Raw genomic sequence first — 25,618 nt, forward strand, 5'->3', positions numbered from 1 at the left:
CTCGCCGCCATGAGCGTGTGCGATCACCGTAAAGGGCCGGCGGACCTCTTCTCAAGTCGATCGAGCGACTGCCGCGCCTCCTCCGTCACGGCGAGACCTCAAAGGATAATGACAGAGCCTCAAAGCGACGTCTTCTCGCATCACCGGGATTTCGTCGTGAAAACGGAATGCCGCAGCCGCTGACCCTCGATCCGCTCCCAATGCTCAGTAGGGCTCGGCCGCACCGCCATACCGCCGGCGTCATCAACCGTGATGAGCGTTTCGAAAAGCTGGCGGAACTACCGAGCGGCTGGCGGTATCAATCGCGATGACCAGGCGAGGCGTTGGAAGTCCGGACATGCCTACTCGAGCCACCGTCGCGTTGTATTCTGAAGCGTGTCCGAAGTATTACGGCACCGACTCGCGCTCTCGAGCGCATTAGTCTCAAGACTCAAACAAGCGCGGCGCGAGGAGTAGCTGGCGTCACATAGTTGCCCATCTTGCCAACACTGCACGGTGACTACGGTGGTGTCAGAACTCCCACAAGCTTCAGTATTTCCACTTTCGAGCCGCTGATGGCACGCCCGTTCTCGCGTTAGGCAAGAGGCGCGCCCTCCTCCGCGATCGGCATGCCATTTGCTCGGCCGATGACGAACGCCCTGAAGCTGATGTTTCTCGCAGCGAACTGCAAAAGGAGCAAAGGAGTTCACGATGAAAGCTGCGCATCACCATACCGGTCTGAGGCTAGTCAGACATGGCTTTGCCCTGCCCCGCATTGCCCAGCGGTCCGGTACATTCAGTGCCTCGCTGCTGGTGATGAAGATCATCGAACATTCGCTCAGCGCCGCATATCGGCGGCATCTCCAACGGATGTGGAGGACCCCGCGGCTTTGATCAGATGATTTTTCGTGGTTCATCAGTGCGGCACGGCCTTGAGCGAGCCGTTTCCTAAAACGGGAGCCGATCAATGCCCAAGATAAACTCTAAGAGACGAGCAGGTTACCAAATACGATCGGCTCGATTTATCCCTTTCCTCTACGGTTTGATGGCTTACGCGATGTTCCTTTTCACGATTGTCTACGCGGTCGGCTTCGTAAGTGGCAGAGGTGTGCCGAAGACGATTGATAGCGGGCGCAGCGCGCCGGTCATCCATTCGCTTTCCATAAATCTCTTATTGATGGCTCTATTCGCTACGCAACACACCGGCATGGCCCGCAAGTGGTTCAAGAATTGGTGGACGCGATATGTTCCGAACAGCATTGAACGAAGTTCTTACGTGCTCATAGCGAGCCTATGCCTCATGTTGTTATTCTGGCAGTGGAGACCGCTTCCGGCGGTTGTTTGGCAGGTCGAGAACCCCGACATATCCATAATGATTGCGATGTTATCATTCATTGGCTGGGCGCTCGTGTTTACCAGCACGTTTCTTATCGATCATTTCGAATTGTTCGGACTGCGTCAGGTCTACGCCAAGTTCAGGGGTCGCGGCATACCGGCACCTCAGTTCCGGACGCCGCTATACTACAGATACGTGCGACATCCCCTTTATCTCGGCTTTATCATCGCCTTCTGGGCCGCTCCGGTCATGACAATCGGGCATTTACTGTTTGCGGTCGTAACCACCACCTACATCTTTGTCGGGATTTTCTTCGAAGAGCGAGATCTTCTCAAACTGTACGGAGAGCAGTACCACCAGTACAAGCGACAAGCCTGTATGCTCATCCCGTGGCGCAAAGCACGCTCATAGGGATCAGATAGATGATAGGTACCCGACCGAAATGGCGCATCGCCAGACAACAGTCGCCCTAGAAAGCACGCGAGCGGCCCAGCTCCGTCTCAGCCACCAGGATGTCCGAAGCAACCAAAGACACACCGTTTCTTAAGCACTCTGACGTTCGCTGCTGCGCATACAGAAGCGCATCACATGAGTCCGGCTCGGTACAGCAAATTGTTTCACCGCGCGGCCGCCTCGGTACCTTAAAGTCATGATGATACAGCGCGCAGCTCTCCATGGACCGATTTGCAATACTGCGCGGCCGCTGCCCCGGCCTTTTCTCTCGCAGATGAATGCGACAGCATCGAGGAAAGCACATTTCTTGTCGTTGCCGGTCCAAATGCACTCGTGCCGCACTCTATTCTTTGTTCATAAGCGACGGCACGGGGGGCGGCCGGCGTTCATCAACGAGCTTCGACACACAGCCACCTACTCCATTGTCGGAAATAGCGCGCGCGTCTGGTACAGATCGATGCGTTCATTGCTCTTCGACAATCGAGCGTACAACCTCACGCAGCGTCAGGATCAAGTCGTTTCTTTGAGAGCGAATGTTGCGCCGCAGTTACAGCAATTCGCGTTGGCGCTGCTAACACGCGCGAGGCTGGGGGCCACTAAAGGAAATGAAGCTCGAAATGAAGAACTTGTTGCTTATGACTGCGAGCATCGTCGCAATCACCGCTGCGGCACCTGCAATCGCTGCGGATCTCGCTCCACAGCCCGTTTACACCAAGGCGCCAGCCCCACCGGTCGCGTTCGCACTCTACGACTGGAGCGGCTTCTATGCTGGTGTCAACGGCGGCTGGGGTTCGAGCCATAACTCGTGGGATTTCGCAGGCACGACCCCTGAGGGCTCCCACGACGCAAGCGGCGGCACGGTGGGTGGGCAGATCGGCTATCGCTGGCAGATCGGCCAGACAGTGCTTGGCGTCGAAGGCCAGGGCAACTGGCCCGATTTCAACGGCTCCAATGTCGGCACTGCTTTTCCAAGCAATAGGAACCAGACAAAGGTCGATGCGTTCGGCCTGATCACTGGCCAGATCGGATATGCCGTCAGCAACGTTCTGCTGTATGCGAAAGGGGGCACCGCGATCGTTGGCAGCAGCTATCAGGTTAACTCCGTTGCTTCAGGCACGCAGCTTGGGAGCGCGGACACCACACGTTGGGGCGGCGTCGTTGGCGCCGGATTCGAGGTCAACTTGACGCCCAACTGGACAGCTGGACTCGAGTACGACCATGTGTTCATGCCGACTAGCGACGTGAACTTCACCGCCGCCGGTGGCGGCTCGTTTGGGAACGATCGCATCCGCCAGGATTTCGATGTCGTGACCGCGCGAGTCAATTACAAATTTCTCTGGCCCGTAGCTCTCAAGTAACGATCTCCCTACCTCCAAACAGCGATCCAGAGCCCCGGCCCTATGGTCGGGGCTCCTTCTTGATTTAATTCAAGAGCGCAAGGTCACTAAGGTCACTTAGGTGCCTCTATTTCTTAGTGCCAGCTCTAGCGCATTTCATGTCCGTTCAGGTCGTCTCGGCTTTTGTGCTGAGCTACACCGAGCGCGAGGCGCCGCAGTGTGACCGGTCCACAACTACGTTCGAGGTGTCACTGCGATCTGCGCAAAAGCTTCGGCTTCGTTGATCCGGCGCCATAAAAAGGTCAAACGCCGCGACGTTGCGGGCTTTTGCTAGCTTGATCGCATTTAATCCCCGATGGCCTGGGGTTCGGTGATCACAGCAGAGGACTTTCCATTATGCCTGCGAGGCACGATCCAAGGCGATCTGCAAGGTTGGATGATGTGTGACGCCGCGCCCGATTTACTGTAAAAACGCACGGTAGCGATCCTAGTTGCCGCGAAAATCGCGTGGAGCTCGCGGCCGTCACTTCGCCAGCGCGCGGCTCGCTTCTTCCGAAGATCAGCTTACGACGTTCGTGAGGCGCCGTCCTGCGAGCGGAGACGACCCCAGTTAGGCCACTATCGGCGTTGCCAACGCAGGCTCGGCAAATTCAATGAGCCCAAGACGAATCGCCTTTACAAGACCATGAGTCCGGTTCGCCGTGCCGAGCCTGCGTATTGCGTTCTTCATATGAAAATTGACCGTATTCTCGCTCACGTTCAGTATCTTCCCGATTTCCCGGGACGATTTGCCCTCCGCCACCCATCGTAGGCAATCCTTCTCGCGCTCGGATAGGCTCACTCTGTTCGAACCGCTGTCCGAGGGCCTTGCGATCTCCGCAAATGCAGTATGGAATTGCCAGGCCAGCGCGTTGAGATGCTTCACATTCCTCTGAGGATCGGCATCATCAAAGCGGGATGCGAATGACATCACAGATATTCGCCCTGATAGCCCAAACAATGGCACGCTGACACCATTCTTCAGGCCTGCCTCTCTCGCCTCCCGTAGTACACGCTGTTCACATGCCTGCAGACGATGTTCTTTGGCGAGCTCGTCCCATAGAAACGGACCCGCAAACATCGGCGTCCGCCGGACCATCGGATCGAGAGTGTAGTACTTGCGTTCCAGATAGCGCTGGCACCACTCAGGCGGAACCTTCATAGCGACCAGAGGCGGTGGACACCCCGGTAGACGAAGCGGCTCCGAGAAGGTGATTGCTCCGTAAGCGACCTCAGTAAACCCCTCTTCGCTCGTACAGCTCACAAGCAGATCAAACAGCGCTTTGAGAGATTGCGTTCGCTCAGCGCATTCGACGAAGCTAAAGAGATTCATATGGCGCCTCACGCGATCGGGCCGAAAGGCAATTGTGCGCCGTTCGATTTGGTCTGTTTCAGACGAGGTTCGTTGCGGTTCTGACATGCTCCAGATCGCAACGCAGTCGCACGAATGCGGCGATAGCTAGGGTTTGAAAGGGCCGTCGGCGCAGGTAGACATGCACGCGTTGCCGATATCGGAAAAATCGGAGCGACGGCGTATTCCGGCCGGTTTGCCTTACAGTGTCCAGATTGCTTCCGTCGGCGATCAAGTGGTGGCGGATCGCGCGGGAAATGCCTTCGCCATTATTTCGTCGCAGGTCGATTGGCCTTGTTGGCCCTCCCGGTACGCCCAGCAAGCACCAGCCACTTGTTCGATCGCGCGTTAGGCCAGATCGAGACTTCAAGGCCAGGCAGGCGCGTGAGCCGCGTACGCAGATTTTCTTGAAACCCGGCTCCAGCTGCTTGTTCCCACCATCAATGACCCGGTTGCGAGCGAAGATGAGTTAGTCCTCACTCTATCGCCAATTAATTCTTGCGTATCACGAACAGCGGCGCATAGCTGCTCGGCAGCGAGCCGGGGACGGCGCCGACGCGATCTTTGAAGCCTACGGCGGCCCCGGATCCAAAGGACCCGGGTTTGGGTAAGGAATGCGCCACGTTTGCTGCCCATATTGTGAGAACGCTGATGTTGCCGTCGAACTATTCCCTTAAGTCCAGCGCTCCTCTTAGCACGAACCGATCGAAGCCGTTCATGCTGGTCACCGCCGTGCTGCTCGCTGAGATTGGCGAGATGTTGCGCTTCGGTACGGGCAAGCCCCGGAGCCCGATTGATGTAGAAGATGCTGAGCATCCGCTTCTCCGAGAACTTTGCAAGGGACGAAATGAGCACAGCAAGTGTCGTACCAGTCGCGCCCTCGGGAAACTAAGTCATCAAGACAAGCACTACGAAGAGATTGACGAGTCTTAACCGAATTGAAGCACTGCGACATAGTCGGATTCGCGACAGAACTGCTTGTACTAGCCACGACGCCCCTCGACGTAGATCAGGGCTCTCGTGATTATGGAAAGGCAATAGGATTACGTGCTCGTACCAAACAGTGAACGCGCAAACACGGCTACATGCACGCTAGCGGCCGAATATTTTACCGATTTGCGCCGGCCGATGATGCATTTCCGGCCCAGTCATAGGATCTCGCAATACGATTCGCACGAAGCCTAAAATTCTATGCCCCGGGTTTGCCTACATCCGCAGTTTTGCGTGCCACTCAACTACTAACGTTTGCAATTAATCGAGCCGACAGAGACGTGCCAATCAGTGCTTGATCAAGGCACACAGCTCGCGCCTCAGGAAATTCGGCATGCAACAGAGATCTGTTCGCGAAAACGGGCCCGATCTAGACCCCATTTTTGCTATCTGAGGTGACGGGCGGCCCGCCCCGCGGCAGGCTCCTATCGAGGCTTGCGCCGGATGGTGCGGCACCGAGCCTCAAGCATGGGGAGCGGGCCTGATGAACGATAGCATTTGCGTGTGGCTGGATGTGCACAAGGCGGCGATTTCGGTTGCAGTAGCCGAAGCGATGCGCGGCAGGGAAGTTCGTGACTTGGGATCATTCCTAATCGCGCCGATTAAATCGCCAAGCTGGCGAAGTAGCTGGGAGGCAAGTTTTTGTTACGAAGCCGGACCCTGCGGATGTGGCCTGCATCGAAAACTGACGGGACTTGGGCAAAACTGCATTGTGGTGGCCCCCTCGCTGATCCCGATGAAGGCCGGGGATCGGGTAAAAACTGATCGGCGCGATGCAGCGATGCTGGCCAAACCGCACCGGAGCGACGAGCCGACAGCCGTGTGGGTTCCGGATGCGGCGCATGAGGCCATGCGCGACTTGGTGAGAGCCCGCGCCACGGCGATGCGTGTGCTCGGCAAGGCGCGGCAACATCTCCAAGGCTTCCTGCTGCGACATGGCCGCATCTATGCCGGGAAGATGGGGTGAGCTCTGGCTTATCGTCGCTGGCTCCCTGCGCCTCGATCACCCGGCGAGCCAGATCGTCCTGCAGCACTACATTCATGCCGTGACCGACGCTGAGGCCCGTCTGGACTGCTTGACCAAGCGGATCGAGGAGTTGGCGCCACAATGGTCGATGACGCTATTCGTAGAGGCCATGCAGGCCATGCGCGGCGTCGCCTTCATCGTTGCCGCGACGGTGGTGGCCGAAGTCGGCGACTTCGCTCGCTTCGACAATTCCCGCCAGTTGATGGCCTTTCTCGGCCTTGTGCCATCGGAGTATTCGAGCGGCTCGCTACAACGCCGTCGCGATAACGAGTGGATAGCAACCAACAAGCCGAGCACGGCCGGAACCCGCCGCCCGTGAAGAATTCCTAAGACGTTGATTGGGAATTCCGAAAGCGGGGGTTTGCCGCAACTGGATTTACCAAGCGACCTTGGCGGTCGTCAGGCATGATTGCTCGCCTCGGCTGCGTTGGCGAGAAGCGAGGGCTCGAATGGTGCGACATAGGAGACTAGGACGTTTCCCGCCAGGCTCTGATTACCGGCATGAAGCACGCGGAAGCACAGCGGGCTGAGACAGCGGATGTGGCCTCATGTAGGCGCGTCGATAGCGCCGCGCCGGCCGAGATCAGCCCGTAAACCTCCTCGAAAGCGGCGGCTTTGGATTTGATCTGAGTGACTTTGCCCGGGCAACATCGCCGATCATGATGGGCCCGGCTTTCTTCTACACATAGAGTTGCGCTGAAGGTCAATCACGAGAAAAACCGAACTCAATTGGCAGCGTTCTCGTGCGTCTGCACGTTCCAGCCCCCGCAAGGTTGGTCAAGCCGCCGGGACAGTTGCGTTAGGATAATCGTAGGCGCGAACGGCGAGACCGGAGAGGCAATTGGCCGCGTGGCTTTTTGCAGCCCAGCGGAAGCCCGTCAGCTTCTCGCAAGCTCTCCCGCATGGCGGTATCTTCATTGATTAACGGAGGATAAGCGGCGTGGAACAATCCTCTCCATTTAGGAGACGGCTTTGATGAAGTCCAACCCTAACCGGGACGATCGTGAGGCCGGCAAAGGACGCGCAAGAGCGCTTGCTCAGCAATTGGCGAATGTTCCGAAACCGTCGGGAGTAGCCCGTGCCTCAAGCGGCGCTTGCCAAGCGATAATGCGCGGAGCACGTTCAGCAGGCTCTCGATCTAGCTAAAGAGAACGCACTGAGCCAGAGCACCGATCGGTGCTATGCTGATGCATTCTTCTAAGTCAGATCTCGTTTCGGCGGGAACGCTGCACTTGGCCATAATTGTCTACCGGCGCGCGCTGAGAGCTTTTCGGGCGAAAAGCTCAGCACTACCGCGTTAGCAACGCTTCACCGTCTCGCAATCGCATCTGGGTGGCGTAGGCCGCCTCTATGTTGTTCCGCGAGTGGTCACGTCAATAAGGCCTAACCACTACCTCACAACTATGCTCAGTCCAAGACAGGCTGTGCACTCGTCGACACCTCAAACAATCGCTCGGATCAGCCTACTCTTAGATCCTCAGCTGAAACCTTGCCCGAGCGCCCCCCTTTGAGCTCATAACTAACCCGAGCTCCCTCTTCCAGAGTGGTGTAACCGGCCTTTTCCACAGCACTCAGGTGCACGAAGACATCGATGCTACCATCCTCGGGCCTAATGAATCCATAACCCTTGGTCGAGTTGAACCACTTCACAATACCTTTTGCCACGTCGGCACCTCCATAGTGAGCTGTTGTGATCTAGCGAAGAGCCTTTTGCTCATCAAGAGCGACTGCAAAAATGATGCGGCGTCGCTCCTGACACTTTCTATCCGATCTCCCCAGCTGCAAAACATTCCGCTGGCGCGAACAACTTTCGCGTCCTGCCGTGATAATCTGGATGACGCCTTTGCCTTTGCTTCAGCCGTCGCAGCTAGTTCACGGGACGGCTGAATGCGCGGCACACGTCGCCCCAATTGTCCCAAACGCGTAGCACCGCATGGGGGGCTACGAAGAGTGCTCGCTAGGCTGAGAACGGTTCGTGAGAGTCATCTGAACTTGGTTAAAAGTGCAAGCCCTGGCATTCCGGCAACACTTACCGGCAGCGCGCTTGAGAATGGGAGTGCCGACTTCATTGCCGCCCACGCCGTCCAAGCCGCTCTTGGCTGGCCATGACTTCGGGACGTCAGCCGCTTCGACCACCGAACTTCAGCCGGTGCACCATGCACGACCAGTAAGCTCGCAACAGGGAACACACATCGAGGCCAGGCTCACCATCCAGCTCTTTGGAGAGCATGTTACGCCGGCGGCGCCACGCGGGCTCGCTCTTCAGCTTTGGACCTCACCATTGCGATGGGCGACGACCTGGAAGCACGCGACGTCTCTCGTACCAGCGCCCTTTTTCATCGAGTTACAGCTGCTAGCGCGGAATGCTTGGCATTTTCGCCACAGCAATCCATGGTCTTATTAGCCCATCGCGAGCCGCGGCTAAATAAGGTCCAGTCGCCGCGCTTTGACGACGGCCTGGGTCCGGGTGCTTGCATCGAGCTTTCGCATCGCATTCTTGATATGAAAGTTGACGGTGTTATAGCTGACGTTCAGGATGACCCCGATCGCCCAAGATGATTTCCCGTTCTCGACCCATCGCAAACACTCTACTTCCCGCTCCGATAGCACAAGCACTCTCTCATCGACATCCGACATGACCTTCTCCTGGGCTTGAGAGAACAGGAACGGCATCAGCAAATGCCATACCATTCACTCGCCCCAGGCAAGCTCTCGCCGAATCAGAGCAAGTTCATCGGAACTGGCGGCTCTACGCTCGCGAGACTGTCATCTCAAGCGGGCCATCTGGAGGAGCTATCGCCATCTGTCGTAAACTCAACAACAGCATTACGACAATCGTAGGCTCGATGTGTGCGTCAAATTCTGTGTGTAGCGGATATCACCCCTTCACTGCTTTCCGTCGCGCCAAAGGGCGATCAACGCTCATGACCTAGGACGATCCCATTTCACGTCAATACGTGGCAATTATGCAAGCCCTTTACGTCGAGATAAACTACCAAAGCTGGTCATTGAGCGCTGTCAACACACAAGGATATGAACAGCGGCTTTGCATCAATCGAAGCTCGGCTTTTCAGGATTTGTACATGCCGTATCAGCCAAAAGCCCATCGGCTCGCCGCAAGCCATCAAGCCCCGCGGCGGTCGCCGGTCGAAGAGCTTCGCGCCGAGATCTGCTCGAACGGTGGGCTCTCGTTTCTGATGGAGGCGCATGATGGCCTTTCGGCTCGAATCGCCGAGCGATCTGGCTTCAAGGGGCTCTGGGCGTCCGGTTTGTCGATTGCCAGCTCGCTCGGCTTTCGCGATGCCAACGAAGCGTCATGGAGCCAGCTCGTCGGGAGCGTCGAACGCATTGTTGACTCTACTGAGCTGCCAGTGCTCGTTGACGGCGATAGCGGCTTCGGCAATTTCAACAATGCGCGCCTTCTCGCTCGCAAGCTTCGTCAGGCTGGAGCGGCGGGCGTCTGCCTCGAGGACAGCTGCTTTCCGAAGCTGAACTCGCTCATCGGAGAGCGGCATCCGCTCGCCGATATCGATGAGTTCTCCGGCCGTCTGCGGGCTGTGAAGGATGTCGTCGGCGAAACTATTATTCTCGTCGCCAGGATCGAAGCGCTGATCGCCGGTCACGGCCTGAACGAAGCTATCGTTCGTGCCCACGCTTATGCCGACGCGGGGGCGGATGCTGTCCTGATTCACTCACGAAAGAGTAGCGCGGACGAGGTACTTTCGTTCGCCACCGCGTGGGAGAACAGGCTTCCTGTTGTAATCGTTCCGACGGCATACTACCGGACGCCAGTCTCCGCCTATCGACATGCGCACATCTCCACGGTCGTTTGGGCCAATCACTCCATGCGAGCTGCAGCAGCTGCAATGCGCCGTGTCTGCGATGCCATCGTAGCCCAAGAGAGCGTTGCGAGCATTGAATCCCATATCGCACCGCTTACTGAGATATTCGAACTATTGAGATATGATGAACTGGCCACGTCGGAGAAGCGATATCTGCAGCCTCGATAGGGCGGGACAGTAGTGCGGACACTTGAAGTCTGCTTTCCTCAAGACCTGCACAATGCGCTCCTCACCTCTCAATAGGTCCGCTGCGGTGTCACTCAACGGGCTGCGACGTGAACTCCTGCTAGACGTCCTAGACATGGCAGAACATCCGTTCATACGGCTAAAGGAAGGTACGCCTACGAGGAAGGCCGCCAGATTGACGCGGGCGCGCGGGGGCGGTGAGCTATATGATTGGCGTTGGGTGAAGATCAGGCGGCTTGCTGATCGCCGGAGTTGCCGGGTTGTCGCAGAAGCTTCCATTCCCAGGGCAGCAGTTCGTGCAGCCGTGATGTAGGAAGATCGGCGATACGCAGAGGACATCGGCTAGCCAGGCCTTTGGATCGACGTCATTGAGACGACACGTCGTGATCGTGGTCAGCATGATGGCGGCACGGTCGGCCCCACGCTGACTGCCGGCGAAGGTCCAATTGCGCCGTCCCAAGGCGATGCCTCTCAATGCGCGTTCAGCACAATTGTTGGTCAAGCAGATCCTGCCGTCGTCGAGGAAGCGAGCGAAGCCTTCCCAGCGCCTGATCATGTAGTTAATCGGTTCAGGACCTCGGACGAGCGCGAGAGGGTTTCGCGCTCGCGCAGCAGCCAGGCGTGCATATCGTCGAGAAGCGGCTTGCTGTTTTCCTGGCGCAGGGCACGCCGCTCGTCGGCGGCGCGGCCGTTGATGGTGCGCTCGATCTCGAACAACGCATCGAGGCGTCTGACCGCCTCCAGCGCGATCGGGGAGACCGGCTTGCCCTTCTTACCTCCCCGAGCGTTCTTCTCGATGTCAGCACGCTCGAAGAAGCCTCGCCGGGCATGGGCAAAGCAATACGCCGGCGTAATCGGCAGCACCTTCTTCTGCGGATCGAACAGCGGCTCGAAGCCGTTGTAGCAATCGCTTGCAGGATACCGGCGAAGGCGGCCAGATGCTTCTGGGGATGCTCGCCTCGTCGGTCGCTCGAGGCGTAATAGACCACCGCCGGCGGCGCGGGCCCGGCGAACGGCCGGTCATCCCGCACATAATGAGATGGACGGTCCCCGCCCTGATAAGCTGCAAAGGGCACCCCAAGGAGGACAAGCTATGGCTATGATGACAATCGGGCTTGATATCTCGAAGAGCTGGTTTCAAATTCACTGTATTACGGCGGATGGAGAAATTATCCGCAAGAAGCTCGCCCGCGGGAAGGTCCTGGAGTTCTTTTCACGGCTTCCAAGTTGTCTCGTCGGTCTTGAGGCCTGCGGCAGCGCTCATCATTGGGCTCGCGAACTTATAAACCTCGGGCACAAAGCACGTCTCATGCCGGCTCGCTACGTTCGAGCCTACGTCAAGACGAACAAACATGACGCTGCTGATGCGGAGGCGTGCTGGGAAGCCGTCCAACGGCCTGGCATGCGCTTTGTGCCCGTAAAAAGCACCGAACAGCAGGGACTTTTAATGCTGCATCGGACGCGAGACTTGCTTGTTCGCCAGCGCACCGGCGCGATAAACGCCCTGCGTGGTCATTTAGGCGAGTTGGGGATCGTGACCGGGAAGGGTAAAGCAAACGCCAGAGAGCTTATGGGAATCGTGGATGTTGACGAGCGCATCCCACAGAGCGCGCGCAGCGCCCTTTCAATCCTCGTAGATCAGATCGAAGATCTTGAGCTGCACATTGAAAGCCAGGAGAAGATGATCCTTGCAACTGCCAAAGACAATGAAGTTTGTCGGCGTCTCATGAAGGTGGCGGGCATCGGCCCATTTGCCGCTACCGCGCTGGCTGCGTCTGTCGATCACCCACAACAGTTCGCTTCCGCGAGGCATTTCGCTGCCTGGCTTGGATTAGTACCGAAGCAGCATTCGACTGGGGGGAAGGAACGTTTAGGCGGCATCAGCAAACGTGGCGACGGCTACATTCGCAAATTGTTGATACATGGCGCCCGAGCAGCTGTTCATCGCGTCCGTATCCATCAGGTAGCCAATACCTGGATAACAGCGATGCTCGGCCGACGTCCCTTCAACGTCGTGACGGTTGCGCTCGCTCACAAAACTGCACGGATCGCTTGGGCGATCATGGTCAATGGTGAAGAGTACCGCGCGCAAGTATAAAACGAGCGTGGTTCCCGTTTGCGAGGGCAAATAGCAGAGTGATGGCAACCGGTCGGACCGGGGTCGGCTAAGCCCGTTGGAGCTATCGAGCACCTTCAGACAAAGCGCCCGATCACCTCGTCACCTACATCCGAACAGCTGAGCTTATTTGGCCGTTATCTAACGGAGATTTACTCACGACTAAGGATAACGCGAGGTGGAAGCTGAGACATCGTGTCATCGCGTAGCCCCGGAGGTGAGCAAAAGCCGTTGTAAATAGGCGCCGAGGGCATATTTCCCAGGCGGCACAAGGTTGAACGTCTTGGCGTCTGCACGGACGAATGGCTCACCGAGACTCCGATCGGCAGTGACGCAGCCTGCGCGGGACCTCTGCGAGAGGATTAATCTCTCCAATGCGCTCGCCATGCTTGCTTGATGATTTACTCGACCACTTCACACGGACCTTTGCGGTCTCGGGCGCGGCATATTCCTTTCCGCTTAATATCATCTAGTGGAATGCGAGCGTCGCGTCCTTGCTCCGGAAAAATTTCCGAATCAAGCGATCGGATTTTGGCGCTATCCGCTCAGCTATTCTGGCCTGTCAATTCAGCGATGCTGGACTGCACGAGCAGCATCATCGATAGTACAGACCTCAGCCTGCCGATGCTGCAAAAGGCGAGCAACTAGTTCGGATTTGGCGCTAGGCCGAGATTTTTCTGTCCGCCAGCCAACGCACAATCTGGTGGCAGTCTTGTGCGGCAGTGCCAGCGCTCCCATGAAAGGTGACCGATGTCGCGACGCCTAAATGCCGCAGCGGGATCTCTCCTAGGCGATCGTGACCGCGGCAAGGGCCAATATCACGTCGCGGTCGATGCCGAAATGGAGCCGATAGAGCCACCAGATTGCGCAGCACCGGTCGAAATCGGAGAGTGCCCGAGCGCGCTTTAATGCTGCGACCCGCGCTATTGGCTTCATGACACGTCTCATCTGGGAACCTGAACGTCTCCGGACCAGTGCTCTAAATTTCGTGAGTTCTTGGTCGGTGACGGTCGGCTGTCGCGCGCATGCGCCTGCTAAGGATTCGGAGCTGAGATTCATGTTTGCCAAGCCATGTGCCTCTCGAAGCTTTATGGGAACACCCATATGTGCATTCGACCTGTCCGTAACCTTACGATGCAAGTACTGCTTCCCCCAACACCCAGATCTAGTAGCGACAATTGACAGCACTCTTATGCGACGGCGCGTTAGTTCGCAGCCCCGATGACGGCGCATAGAAGCGATAGCGTCGGCTACACCTCGGGAAACGGCGCAGGCTCTGGCGGCACGAGCTAGGCGCCATGTGCAATCGCCTCAACTCATCGATGGCCGTTGATCCTGAGCTTGATTCGCGCCTGATGAACCCGCCCCCTGCGACGGGCCGTTATTTGGAGGCAGTGATCCACCGCGACTTCCTGCCGCTGTGGGGATGCGGTCAACTCATTTGATCAACTCGCCGGCCGACCACCTAACTGATCGGACACACGATATAGCCAGGGTATACGGTAAGGCTACCCGCCGACAACACTGATCCGGCTACGGTCGACAGCACGTTGCGCAGTCCTGATGCGGCCTTCACGAATATTGAGACCAAGCGGATACGAATTTGGCGCGCACCACCCGCTCTCTGACGACGCCCCTTCAATGAGCATAATCTGCAATCGGCCACAACAGCTGCTGTTCGTTTGCGAACTGCCGCGCAGGTTTCGTCAGCTTTTGGAAAGCTAGCGTGAGTACAGAGCCGCTAGGGTTAGCGAGGCGTGGTAGGGACAGCGCCACTACCAGAATGGGACAGCGCCGAGTCACGTTTCTGCTAACCTCAATCTGCAGCTCGGGCGCGGCAGGGACAGCGCCGATCCAGTGCCAAACCGACTGGCGCCGAGTCGCGCCCGCGCTGCTCCCGGTGTTGGAGAAGCGTCTCCTGGTAGCCGCGCTGTCATGCTTTTTCAGGCACGGCCACCCGACCCGATTGTGCCGGGGTAGACTAGCAACGTAACATTTTGCGGCGCGTGTGGTCTTTCAAGCGACGATTCCTTGCCTTCCGTTTTACACCGCCAACATTCTTGCGGCAGCGTGGAAGCCTTTTTCATGCAGCGGAGCGACAAACCACTATAAAGATGGCTGAACGGCTATCGCTGCGATCGCGATAGTTAGCGCCGGCTCATTTCATCGGAGTTGCAGCTCCATTTCGACGAATGGAGGAGCATCGCCTCGCTTAGTTAGATTTTTGCTCGCCTCGATGCCGTTCGTGCGAATTGGGCAGCGGAATCGAAGCGCTGCTGAGGCAGCAGTTCGGGTGGGCTTCGGCCAGCCCCAGAAAACCGACGCCGCCGCGAATTGAAAGATGGTCGACATACCGGCGCATGTGCGGGCCGCTTCCGTAGCGTCCGGGAAAGGCGATACGGTGGCTCGCATACCTTCCAATCCGCTGATTTTTTTAAGTAGGTTATAGACAGTGGTTTGATGACCGTCGAAATGGCTGCTATCGCACATGAGAGCTCGTGCGCTTGTGGCTTATAATGTGCGCCGGATCCGCGTCCAGCGCGGTATTCCGCAGGAGCAATTGGCTTACGATGCGGGAGTTGACCGCTCCTACATGAGCGGACTCGAGCGCCAACAAGCGAACCCGACGGTCGATCTTCTTGATCGCCTTGCCGAGACGCTTGGCGTAGCTGTCTCCGAACTGTTTGTTCGGCCATCCAAGGGTGCCCCGCCACCCGCAACCTTACCTAAAGGCCGAAAGCCGAAGCCCGCACGCGGCAAAAGGACTTAGCCTCTGGCAAACAGCAGCTGAGACACTGATGTCGTGCGCTCTCCGCGCAGGCATCGCGCTCGCACGAGGATTTTATGCGTGGCCGACGCGGATACGCAGCGATCCGGCCATGGACATCGAATGTTGTGATGGACGTACCAGCTGAAAAATCTACCGAGATCAGAGCAACGATAACTAATTCCTGGTCGCTTTGGCACCTACCTAATGGTCGCACGCCAATCTCCTTTCGCGCCAAGACGGCAACCGCATATCGGCTCACATTGGTCTGTTGGCTCCATGCTGCGCTTTCTCTTTTTCATCGCAGTCCATACTGGAGGCGATTGCACATGCAATTCGCAATTAGGTTGTCCTTGCCGTTCCTCGCGGAGGGCATGGTGGTTCGTGGTGACCGCCCCGATCGCACTCCTTATCTGCTGTTAGTCGCAAGCTATCGCCCTGCCAGAATCGCTTGCGATCGCCAACGACAAGACGGCGCGCGTTACTGGCGTCGGCATCTCACCATTGCCTGATACTTCGAAGCAATTGGGGAGGACAGCCATCGCTGGGTACATGCATATTATAATAGTCTGGCTATAACCAGTGGTTTCATTATCATCGGAATGGCTGCCTCTGCGCATGAACGCTCGTGCGCTAGTTGCTTGGAATGTGCGCCGGACCCGCGTAGAGCGCGGCATTCCGCAAGACCAAGTGGGCCTATGATGCCGGGATCGACCGCTCATATACGGGCGCATTGAGCAGAAGCGAGAGAACCCGACTATTGATCTATTGGAACGCATCGTCGCGACTTTGGGTATTCACTTGTCCGAATTATTCACACAGCCGGCTAGAGCCGCAATGCCTCCCAAGCCGATGTCCAGAGGGCGCAAGCCGGCACGGCTTTGGCCGAGACAAGACGCTATTATTGAGCGAGCCGGATTTCGGCTAACGGGCGGAATCGAGCCAGAGCGGCCCACGTGCTTCATCGATCTACAGCCGACGCTTCCGACCTCCTGCTCCGGCCGATGTACTAGCAGCAGGATTCCGCTTAGCGCTCCCTCGGATTTATAAGGCCGAGCATCTTGAAAATGAAAACTTGCGCCGCTCGCGTGATCCTACCGACGGTCGCTTGAAACCGTAGTTCTCGAGGAGTCCGTTTAGAGCTTTGGCGGGTTTGTCGGCTAGGGTTCGGATGATCGCAATGGCCCAACTGACAGACTTCCGCTTGGAAGCCCGGCAGGTGGCAGCTGCGCCCATTAGCCGGTCCTCGCGCATAAGACGGGCGGCTCCGCGACATTGCAGGGCCGCAACTTGACCCTGCTCTCCATGCGTCTTACGTGATCCGGCAGATATGGACAATGTCAGGCAGCCTTTGCTGCCCTTGATTTCGACCTTTTCACATGAGGTACCCGGGCGCCAATCGCAAACTGGTCCATCATCCAGTCGGGACTGCTGGATTTGCTAACGGGGTACGGTTCAGTCGCGCGATTGTCCCAGATTACGACATCGCCTGATTTCCAGCTCCAGCACAGGGTATTCCGGGGCGCGATGAGATAGGATTGCAGCCGTTCAAACAGTCTTTGGCTGGGATAGCGCTGCAGGCCGATGAAGTTCTTTACGGAACGACCGAGCGAGAGCATACGATCGCCGGTCTCGGGATGAATACGCACAATCGGATGTGCCGTTTCGTATATCGTTCCGGTGGATACGCCGCACCAAGGCCCCTTGTTGAGTCCGACGGTCTTCTCTGTCGCAGTGAGATCAGATACGCCGAAGCTCACAGCCCAGAGATTATCTGCGAGCATCCGCAGGGGATCGGGAAGATCAAGGTAAGCGGCTGCCCCACTTGACCAAGCAATGTCGCCGCCAAAAGGCGAGGCCGCTGCGAGCCGCAGCACGGAGATGGCTGTGCGGACGCGCTCATCGTTCATCTGATTTAGATGACTCCAGGCGCGATCAGGCAGCTCCTGCCGGATCGCTAAACCGCCCATTGTGTCCGCCATTTTTAAATTCGGTGTCATCGAGCCGAGCCGAAGCACGAAACGCTGTTGTTGCGCGTCGTCGAGATGTCCCTGATCACGGAAGAAAATGACCTTATGCTCTAGCACCAGCTGACGGAACGCTACGATAACATCGTCAGGCAAATCGTCCGACAGCGTGATGTTCTTGATTTCGGCACCAAGCCGGTCCGCGTGTTTGACGATGTTTGCTTGCAGAATGATGTTATCAGCAGCCATAGTTCTAGTCATCACGGCGCCTCTCTCTGGATGTCTAAACACGCTCCGTGGAGCGTCGTGCCTGGCGACATACCGGCAAAGACAATCTTGACGATACGCATCCGAATACGCCCGATTTGCTCACTCCTGCTCAATCAAGCGTCCGATTTGTGATACACACCACCATTACTATAGAATCTAACTCCCTCTGCGGGTCGACACAGCTAGTGCTTCTCAAAGAACACTCGCACATGAGGCCACCACATCGATTTGCAGCCTGATCAAACAGTGCAGATCATAGACGCAATCCATGTCCAGTCCATGAAACGAAATCAGCTTTCTTTTCGAGCTCGCGTAAGGTTCACCTCGTCTCAGAACTGATGCTTGGAAAATCCTCGAACAACGACTGCGTCGTCCTCATTCAGCCCGCACGACCTCATGCGCAGAAGAAGATTGGAACTGTTTCGCGGCATGCGCTCGCCAAGCGGATATGACCCACCACCTCGAGAGCGCAATCTACCTTTAGGTGTATCAAAATCGCGCGACTACTTCAACGGGTTGTCGATCATCTTTTTGCGATTTGGAGTTGTTCAATTCGCGACATGTTCATCAGCTGATCACTTGACCGCTATTGCCTTTGGACTAGCGGAGGAAGCGCAAAACGAGGAGGATGCAACTTATGAGGCCGCTTAAACAACGGACTTAATCCCTCAATTTTCAAAACCTTGCACTCGGCACCAATTCAGGCTGTTGCGGTGATGACCTGCGTTTAGTCTGCCTGGAGACGTAAATGCTCCTTATGGACTGCATGCTGTTTGGATTCGTGGCAGTTGAGCACACACAACAGAAACAGAGCGCCGACGAGATAGTCATGCGTCTACGCGCTTTCAAACTGCAAGCGGCAAAATCCGGGTGGCCATTTTTGCCTCGCCATGAGCGCACGACACTGCATGCCACGTCGCACTACGGAGTATAAGCCGGGATCCATTTCCTTATAGGTCTGGCTGTCGCAACGGTAGAGCCAAGGATGGACGCGGTAGCGGGACCTTTTGGCCATCACCCGTTTCCCATCCCATCAGGTCGCCGGAGGCAATTGCCCGCCTCCATCTCCAACAGCACGTAGCGTGCGGATTTGCCGCACTACGCTCGTCGACAGTTGATTCACAGCACTGCAAGAGCCTGCACTCCCTATATGGGAGGCGCAGCTTTGGTTTCAGTAACGGCGTCCATTCGTGATCTGATTGATTATGCTCCAGTTGAGCGCTCGTCCGCCAGCTGCGGCTGCGCAACACCCGATGCAACTAACGCTCCACGGCGCGGTACACCTTCACGAGATACCGAAGGTTCCCGGCGACAAATCGGTGTAGTGGCCGCGCAGGAAGGCGTTGTTTCCCCGACCTGGTCACTGATCGTGTGATGTCGTATTTGCCGCATAAGCTCCTGCAGCGACAAAAGGCCGCGCCGCAAGCGAGATTTCTCGGTGCGCATCCCAACCTTGAAGTTACCCGACTGGTTTCCGCGTGCAATACAGCGTCAGAAGTAGAAGGTCTCCGGGCCTTTTCTGCCACGTTTGCCTGCGTGTCGCTGCGCGAACCGACCAAACTCAAACAATTTGGTCTTGGTCGGCTCAATAGTGAGGTCGAACTTTCCCAACCGAAGGCGTAAGGCGTCCTGAATACGGATGGCGTCCGATCGATATTAAAAGCAGATCACAAAGTCATCTCGATATTAGCGCACCAGCCGGGCCTCGCCCCGCGACCGGCTCTTCACTTCGCGTTCGAACTAGAGGTCGAGCACATAATGCAGTTGAAGGTTGCTCAAAAGTGCGCTGAGCGATCGGCCTTGCGGTGTTCCTTCCTCGTTCGGATGGACCCTTCCATCTTCCAAGACATCCGCTTTCAGCCAGCGCCGGATCAAACTGATCAGGTGTGGATCACCGACGCGATGCGCAGCAAATCGGAGACCCCAATCATGATTGAGACTCCCGATGTCGCTCTTCGGATCCGCCTCCAGCTTCCAACTTATCTCGCCGCCGGCGATAGCCTCATTGCGGGTCGTCAAGGCATGATGCGCGCTGAGCTTTGGCCGGCCGCCGAATAAGCAGGGCAGAAAGTCCCGCTCATAAATGGCAGACAATACTCCGGCCGTTCTGCGCTGGAGCGCCCAGTCGGCGACAGTTGCCACGCCAAGTGGCCGCTTTACCGTTTTGCCGGGCTTGGGGACATAGACCCGCCGGATATCCGACGCTCTATTCTTGCGGTGAATGGACTGGAGCATCGGCCCATCTATTATCGAAGCTCTTCTTCGGCCTCCACCGTCTGACCATCCACCTCTGCGGCCGACGACTTCGGAATCTGTGACAGACTCCTCCAGACCCGGCCGCGCGAGATGTGATGTGCTAGCGACTTGGACCGGAGTTTTGGTTCTCGTCGAGCTTTCACTGCTTTTTGTTCAAGTTTCTTTTCATGGTCAGCTGATCTTCTCACTGTGTAGAAGGCCGTGACTCCCGTTGAATGGAGCCCATGTCGCCCAAGAACAATTCAACTACCGCTGACCGCGCCCTCATGTGGCCGATCTTCCCGTCCTCGGAGTGTTGGGTCGGGCGCGGCGCCCATTGAAGGGCTCGCCTTCGTCCGCCACTCAAACGGAATGCGCAGTTTTCCCGCATTCCGCTTTCATGAATGGCGTCGCTAGGTCCGGAGAGAAGGGATCAGTGAGACACGGTTACCTTGTCCACCAGAGAGTAGACCTTCTGCTCCTGACCTTCGAACGTCAAATGATCGGATAGTCTCCTCGGAAGCGTGACGTTCGGGTTTTTCACAAAGGGAACTTCCATCTTCACGCTCCTTTCTCATCTACCTCGATCGCTCAAAGCTCGATCCATTCACGAGCGTCCTTCCCCGGACTACTCTCGATCCGCCGTCGCCGATCACGCCAGTTATGCGTCTCGCGTTCAGGTACTGTTACGTTCTCCGACTCCTGGCGGTGCTTCGCTTCCCATTTCGCTTTCGCTTATAGGGGCGCTTACCTGGTTTAAATAGAACCAGGGCGCAGGCAGGTCTCCTGGGGTCACGCATGAATCTTCCGTATCGTGCCGCCCGCAAAACAGCTTGGTGCGATGGGTGAATGAGTAGCGCCTTCGTCCCCATCGTGCGGACTCGGCCTTTCCCCATCTTTGGCCGACCTGTTCATCGTCGGGATGGCGTCCGCTGACTTCTCCGTCGCGATCACGAACCTTGCGGCCCGCTCAGTCCGGTCGCGCGGACACGCTGGAGATCTCCCGAGGTAAGTTCGACCGCTTTCCCTGCACGCCACCACCCCAACGCTCGATGACTGTGGACTTTGCGACATTGGCTCGCTCGTCCGGCTGGGTAGGCCGCGTTATCCGGCTTTTGTCCATTGGGCCGTAGGTTTGCTCCACACTTCCTTCAGACCCCACCTCGCGATGACGCCCTTGCGCTTCGCTGACCTTTGCCGCGCTCACGGCGCTCCGCGCCATGCCTGGCGCACCCAAGAAAAAGGGCCACTCCGAAGGAGTGGCCCTTCAAGTCAGGGAGGAAACGTCCCCTGGAGGACACCTCTGGGATCAGTCCGCGGCCTGTTCGATTGGTGAGAATGGAAGACCGAGACTCTCGGCCACAGCCTTATAGGTGAGCCGTCCCTGATAGACATTGAGACCTGCGCGCAGATGCGGATTTTCAAGCACCGCCGCAAACCCCTTGTTGGCCAGAGCCCAACCGAAGGGCAGCGTTGCGTTATTGAGCGCATGGCTTGAAGTCAGCGGGACAGCGCCCGGCATGTTGGCCACACAGTAATGGATGACACCGTCGACCTCGTAGGTTGGATCGGCGTGCGTCGTCGGATGCGATGTTTCAAAGCAGCCACCTTGATCAATGGCGACGTCGACGATCACTGAGCCCTTGCGCATCGAGCTCAACATTTTGCGGCTGACCAGCTTCGGCGCGCTCGCACCGGGCACAAGCACCGCGCCAATGACGACATCTGCCGCAAACACCTCTTCTTCGACGCTGTCGATGGTGGAGAACCTGGTACGAACGCGCCCTTCAAACAATTCGTCCAGCTCACGGAGCCGGGGTATCGAGCGATCAATGATGGTGACCTCGGCCCCGAGCCCAACGGCCATGCGTGCCGCATGCACACCGACAACGCCCCCTCCGATCACCACAATGCGGGCAGGTTGAACACCAGGAACGCCGCCGATCACAGTCCGCGTCCGCCTGTATATCGCTTCAGGGCCGTGCCGGCCGCCTCGATTGCAAGCCTGCCTGCGACTTCGCTCATCGGGGCTAGCAGCGGCAGGGCCCCGCGCGCGTCAGTCACGGTTTCATAGGCAATTGCAGTGCAACCAGACTTGATGAGCCCTTTAGCCTGCTCCGGATCCGGAGCCAGATGCAGATAAGTGAATAGGATCTGGTTTTCTCTCAGCTGTGTCCATTCGGAGGGCTGTGGCTCCTTGACCTTGACGATCATTTCACCTGACGCAAACACCTCGCGAGCCGATGCAGCAATCGTCGCGCCAGCTTTGCGACAATTGTCATCTGTCGCGCCAATGCCTGCACCAGCGTTGGTCTCGACCAATACACTGTGGCCGGCCGCAACGTATTCGCGGACGGCCCCAGGGGTCAGGCCCACGCGGTATTCGTGCGTCTTGATTTCCTTGGGAACACCGACCCTCATTGCAATCTCCTTGGGTAATACGCTCTTTGTAATCGGAAGGGCCGTACAGACCTGCAACGCGAAAAGCCAAACAGCGCAGTAATCCAGCGATCTTCAGCGCCCGATTGCAGGATTTCAGCAGGCGACCGCACATCGCCGAGTTCACGACGATCATAGCTTGACTGCGACAAAGGCGGTGGCGCCGGGACGGCCCCAAGGCCAGCCGTCAAACCGATCTTCGCCGGAATCGATCGACTTCTTTGTTGTTTTACCTCAGTCGCAGCGATGTTCGATCCGATAATGCGAGTAGCCCTTGAGGGAGGCTCGCGGGTCATCGACGATGGATCGGGCTTTTCAAACATTTGCTCAGCGATCGACCGAAAGCACACCCCGAGATGCAGCTCAGCAGAGCATTGCCGATGTCACCGCTGCGCTGAAATTCTCTTGGTTCGGATATCTTGCACGTCGCCGCACAGCGGCGCTGCCCGCAACCTGTCTGGACATATCCATCCTCGTGGACCGCCCTTTATTTGCAGCGCGGGTGCGAATCCGTTGATCCGGCGGCACGTCGGGCGATCCACCAGCCTACGCCGTTCCAACGGGGTCGAACCGGGAAATCAGCCGGCGTCAGAACGCGCATTATCGAAGATGCAGCCAAATTTGGGATTTCGCCGCGGATTTACATTCCAAACTCACGATAAATGGGCGCCGACGAGCGTCGAGCTGGTTTTGAGCGCTCGTGCCCGGAGCTCATTCGAATTGACAAACGCTTCATCTAACGAAATTGTCAGTTGACAGGAAGGAGCCCAGCGATTGCGAGTTGGTCGAAATCCGGTCTCGCCTTCTGCGCCAAATCGATCTCTCGTGAGCGATCGCACGATGAAGGCTGAGATGGAAATGCGGCGATACCCGACGAGCTTGTCTCTTTGGGTTAGCACCCATGTCTCGATGTAGCACGCAGATCCGTGAAACCATGGTTGCGCGCTTTTTAGCAAACCTCGCACCAACCTTTCAGCTGTTCGACCGGAGATCACACCGACAGATCTTGAGGAATACACTCCATTAATCGTTAGCGGGCGCGGTCGGGCTGTCGGCATCACCACAACCGTCTGGAGCGTGCCTCGTGGTATGAGAAGCGGCAAAGCTGAGACATCCATAATTGCTGTTGCTGCCGAATGGCGCAGTACCAGGGTCTCATTCCGGCCTTCCGTAACGTTGTATTCTTGGCAAGCGAATCCCGTGTCGTAGTTGCGATGCATTCGAGTTGTAGGTCAGCAATTCGCGAAACTCCGAACAATCTTTCTTTCTGTTCAGACGCTTGCGCAGTTGACGCGGCCTATCGATCTTTTGAGAAGAGTATTGTCGGCCAAAACTCCGCGTCGGCCAAACATCTACCGCGGGGTCAATAAGCGCGACATTTTCGTCAAATCCTTGGACAGTGTGATCACCTATGAACAGCGCCCCGAGCTCATGATGATAGCCGGCCACAGTGCAGATGTTCAAAGCGTCATCCTGATACTGGGCGCTCGCTGTTACCCCTCCGCCACTAGCAAGAAAGAGGCGTTGGCAGCCGATCCCACACTTACGGCGTTTTCGTCCACAGCGTGCCGTCGCACCACACCTGCTCAACGCGGTCCCAGTGGCAGGCGGCTGCCACATTCGGGAAGAACCCGCGTCCATTGTGATTGGCACTCGTGTTGCAAAGCAGCGGAATACCCGTCAGGCTTTCGTATTCGACGAGAAGCTCGGCGACTTTGTGCTGAGAGCCCCTGCAAATGGTTTGCAGTCGCGCAGATCCGTCCAGATGTACAACAGCGGGGATCTTGTCCCGCCATTCTGCCCGGGTCTGGTGGTCGAAGAGCATGTAAGGATCTGGCGTTCCAGGACTGAAAATATCCGGCGCACGATCCTCCAGGCATATCGGCGCCACAGGCCGGAAGTGCTCGCGAAGTTTGATGTCGTTGAGATGGTCCTTCATTCGCGCCGATGTCGCGGCTGCGAGAATGCTTCTGCTACCTAGCGCCCGAGGTCCGAGCTCCGCGCGGCCGGCAAGAAAAATCACTGGCTTATTGCTGGCGAGAATGGTCGCAAGTTTACGCATGCTACATGGCGAGGCCCCCCATCCCGGCGGCACGTCGCTTGGTTGCACAGCTGGACCACTATAGACGGACCATTCCAACGGTACAAAGCCTTCGTCCGCCGCCAATGCGGAGCAGGCGGCACCTATTGCCGAGCCACTGTCATTCGGAAAGGGTGGCACCCAAACATCATCGAACAGGCCGGCAGCACGTAGCGCACTATTCCATTTGATGTTGAGACCGCAGCCACCGGTGATACACAAATTGCGCACCGGCAAATGCGAATGCCTCTGTAAAGCACTCGCGATGCTGCCTACGAGCTGACTCTCTTGGAAACAATGAAAGGATGCAAGGACATCTTCGGGGGCTCTGGTCTTCAACCGGAGCGCGCCGGCATCGAAGAACTCATGGACAGGCTCAAGTGCGGAGTCCTCGCTGCAACGACCGACAGGCTCCATGAAAGTGGCGGAGCGCTCCTCGTAGAGCTCCTGGAACACCTTGATGATGTTTTCATCAATTGACCCGAGCGCGATGTAGGCCATCAACTTGCCGGCAACACCGAGGTCCCAGTTGATCCGGTTCGCCTGCTTATAAGGTCCGAAGTGATAGCCAGCGGCAGCATAAGCATGCCCGATCATCGGGAAGAGGCATTCGAGGAACATCGCTGCGCGACGTTCCACATAGTATAGACGGGGAAACGAGGCACCATCCCACACCAGGCAGAACGCCGGTTCTCCCGCCTTGGCGAAAGGGCTAGTACAGTATGCGGCGGCCAGATGGCCTGTGACATGCGGATAGCTACTATAACGGAAGTCCGTGTCGTTGAGCATCAGCCCAAAGCCGTCTCGCGCCGTGAGGAGGCCTTCAGGATGGCCCTCAACATACGGGGCCCCTTTTAGGGTGATCGGTGCAGCCCCGCTGAGAACTTGGAACTGCGACTCAACCTCGCCCCACCAGCCGTCGATGACGAACCGATCAACGTCCCGCGCATCCAGACCGTGCTCCGCCAAGGCGACAACAACTGCATCGAGATTGTCAATTTTTTGATATCGCGAATTATTGGCCCGCTTCTCTTGCTCGACACAAAAGACAAGTCGTCCGTCTTCTATAAGAGCGACTGCTCCGTCGTGGGTCAGTTTGATACCGCAGATGCGCATCCAGCCTCCGAGCCTAGTGTCGGCAATTCAATTAATTGAAGCCGCCGCAAGTGTCACTTGTCTCAGACTTCCCATACTGTCAGCGTGC

The 25,618-nt window shown here is 57.2% G+C and carries 15 protein-coding genes and 2 pseudogenes; 9 read left to right on the forward strand and 8 right to left on the reverse strand.

Annotated features, from left to right (window positions below; translation table 11 throughout):
- Positions 1-946 precede the first annotated feature (946 nt).
- Both mddA and SE91_RS26240 read left to right on the forward strand, forming a co-directional pair.
- Complete coding sequence (mddA, locus tag SE91_RS26235) at positions 947-1,726, forward strand: methanethiol S-methyltransferase (RefSeq protein WP_061849689.1); 780 nt, start codon at positions 947-949, stop codon at positions 1,724-1,726.
- A gap of 659 nt (positions 1,727-2,385) precedes the next feature.
- Complete coding sequence (locus SE91_RS26240; protein ID WP_061851329.1) at positions 2,386-3,126, forward strand: outer membrane protein; 741 nt, start codon at positions 2,386-2,388, stop codon at positions 3,124-3,126.
- Positions 3,127-3,715: 589 nt separating this feature from the next.
- On the opposite strand, the gene SE91_RS26245 is transcribed toward SE91_RS26240, so the two are convergent.
- Positions 3,716-4,477 carry a helix-turn-helix transcriptional regulator gene (locus tag SE91_RS26245; protein WP_061849690.1) on the reverse strand — a complete coding sequence of 254 codons (762 nt, stop codon included), beginning with the start codon at positions 4,475-4,477 and terminating at the stop codon, positions 3,716-3,718.
- Between the two features lie 735 nt (positions 4,478-5,212).
- Between SE91_RS26245 and SE91_RS26250 the strand changes: the two genes are divergently transcribed.
- The 3 genes from SE91_RS26250 (at position 5,213) to SE91_RS38305 (ending at position 6,831) form a co-directional block, all read left to right on the forward strand.
- Positions 5,213-5,428 carry a hypothetical protein gene (locus SE91_RS26250; protein WP_156489794.1) on the forward strand — a complete coding sequence of 72 codons (216 nt, stop codon included), beginning with the start codon at positions 5,213-5,215 and terminating at the stop codon, positions 5,426-5,428.
- 541 nt (positions 5,429-5,969) lie between these two features.
- Positions 5,970-6,452: a transposase gene (locus tag SE91_RS37265; protein ID WP_197489516.1), complete on the forward strand. Its 483-nt coding sequence runs from the start codon at positions 5,970-5,972 to the stop codon at positions 6,450-6,452.
- Positions 6,433-6,831, forward strand: coding sequence for an IS110 family transposase (locus SE91_RS38305; protein ID WP_061849692.1), 399 nt, complete (start codon positions 6,433-6,435; stop codon positions 6,829-6,831). Before SE91_RS37265 ends, SE91_RS38305 begins: the two co-directional genes overlap by 20 nt.
- A gap of 1,139 nt (positions 6,832-7,970) precedes the next feature.
- Here the strand turns inward: SE91_RS38305 and SE91_RS35590 are convergent.
- The gene (locus SE91_RS35590; RefSeq protein ID WP_082813817.1) at positions 7,971-8,177 is read right to left on the reverse strand and encodes a cold-shock protein; all 207 of its coding nucleotides are present in this window, start codon (positions 8,175-8,177) and stop codon (positions 7,971-7,973) included.
- Between the two features lie 756 nt (positions 8,178-8,933).
- Positions 8,934-9,185 (reverse strand): helix-turn-helix domain-containing protein, encoded by a 252-nt coding sequence (locus tag SE91_RS26265; protein WP_245318535.1) that lies wholly within the window; start codon positions 9,183-9,185, stop codon positions 8,934-8,936.
- A 410-nt stretch (positions 9,186-9,595) separates the two neighbouring features.
- Between SE91_RS26265 and aepX the strand changes: the two genes are divergently transcribed.
- Positions 9,596-10,522: a phosphoenolpyruvate mutase gene (aepX, locus tag SE91_RS26270; RefSeq protein WP_082813930.1), complete on the forward strand. Its 927-nt coding sequence runs from the start codon at positions 9,596-9,598 to the stop codon at positions 10,520-10,522.
- 245 nt (positions 10,523-10,767) lie between these two features.
- Here aepX and tnpC read toward each other — a convergent pair.
- Positions 10,768-11,574: pseudogene (tnpC, locus tag SE91_RS35595) on the reverse strand (IS66 family transposase); the annotation flags it as partial.
- 59 nt (positions 11,575-11,633) lie between these two features.
- On the opposite strand from tnpC, the gene SE91_RS26285 reads away from it, so the two are divergent.
- Together SE91_RS26285 and SE91_RS35600 are read left to right on the forward strand one after the other, a co-directional pair.
- The gene (locus SE91_RS26285; protein WP_061851332.1) at positions 11,634-12,638 is read left to right on the forward strand and encodes an IS110 family RNA-guided transposase; all 1,005 of its coding nucleotides are present in this window, start codon (positions 11,634-11,636) and stop codon (positions 12,636-12,638) included.
- Positions 12,639-15,144: 2,506 nt separating this feature from the next.
- Positions 15,145-15,426: a helix-turn-helix domain-containing protein gene (locus SE91_RS35600; RefSeq protein WP_036012081.1), complete on the forward strand. Its 282-nt coding sequence runs from the start codon at positions 15,145-15,147 to the stop codon at positions 15,424-15,426.
- A 1,337-nt stretch (positions 15,427-16,763) separates the two neighbouring features.
- Here SE91_RS35600 and SE91_RS26290 read toward each other — a convergent pair.
- The 3 genes and pseudogenes from SE91_RS26290 to ald form a co-directional block, all read right to left on the reverse strand.
- Positions 16,764-17,639, reverse strand: coding sequence for a TauD/TfdA dioxygenase family protein (locus SE91_RS26290; protein WP_245318536.1), 876 nt, complete (start codon positions 17,637-17,639; stop codon positions 16,764-16,766).
- Between the two features lie 1,761 nt (positions 17,640-19,400).
- The gene (locus SE91_RS37805) at positions 19,401-19,895 is read right to left on the reverse strand and encodes an RNA-dependent RNA polymerase family protein (protein ID WP_245318537.1); all 495 of its coding nucleotides are present in this window, start codon (positions 19,893-19,895) and stop codon (positions 19,401-19,403) included.
- 1,309 nt (positions 19,896-21,204) lie between these two features.
- A pseudogene (ald, locus tag SE91_RS26300) lies at positions 21,205-22,316 on the reverse strand (alanine dehydrogenase).
- A gap of 437 nt (positions 22,317-22,753) precedes the next feature.
- On the opposite strand from ald, the gene SE91_RS38310 reads away from it, so the two are divergent.
- On the forward strand, positions 22,754-22,996 hold the full coding sequence (locus SE91_RS38310; RefSeq protein ID WP_197489517.1) for an autoinducer binding domain-containing protein: 243 nt from the start codon (positions 22,754-22,756) through the stop codon (positions 22,994-22,996).
- 881 nt (positions 22,997-23,877) lie between these two features.
- On the opposite strand, the gene nodU is transcribed toward SE91_RS38310, so the two are convergent.
- Positions 23,878-25,530, reverse strand: coding sequence for a nodulation protein NodU (nodU, locus tag SE91_RS26305; protein WP_061849696.1), 1,653 nt, complete (start codon positions 25,528-25,530; stop codon positions 23,878-23,880).
- Positions 25,531-25,618 lie beyond the last annotated feature (88 nt).

The organism is Bradyrhizobium sp. DOA1, from assembly GCF_001593325.1.
In the GTDB taxonomy this organism is placed as follows: domain Bacteria; phylum Pseudomonadota; class Alphaproteobacteria; order Rhizobiales; family Xanthobacteraceae; genus Bradyrhizobium.